This is a genomic window from Streptomyces sp. GbtcB6 (assembly GCF_019091475.1).
Taxonomy (GTDB): domain Bacteria; phylum Actinomycetota; class Actinomycetes; order Streptomycetales; family Streptomycetaceae; genus Streptomyces; species Streptomyces hyaluromycini.
This window is the reverse complement of the sequence record NZ_JAGXJL010000261.1, coordinates 1-277: the sequence shown is the minus strand read 5'-3', so window position 1 is coordinate 277 and position 277 is coordinate 1. Positions and strand designations below refer to the sequence as shown.

Sequence of the window (277 nt, the reverse complement as noted above, 5' to 3'; positions counted from 1 at the left end):
AGTCCCGAGTTGCAGCCGCCCCAGAGCGCCATTGCCGCCGCCGGCCGCACCCTTTGCCGGATGGTCGACGCGCTCGTAACCGGTGAAATACTGGAAGGTCTCGGGGATGATGTTCTCCATCTCGATCGCCTGACCGAGACCGCCGCGGAACTTGCCGGCACCACCGCTATCCTGTCGGAACTCCTTGCGCCAGACGACCAGCGTCGACATCGCCTCGAAGATTTCTATCGGCCCGCCGCGCACGCCGGAGGGAAATCCAGTCGCCGACATGCCGTCA

Annotated in this window: 1 protein-coding gene; it reads right to left on the bottom strand. The window is 65.0% G+C overall.

The genetic code is table 11. The features are described from left to right. A partial coding sequence (locus tag KVT45_RS55335; protein WP_217562708.1) for a hydantoinase B/oxoprolinase family protein occupies positions 1-277 on the bottom strand: 277 nt, incomplete at both ends.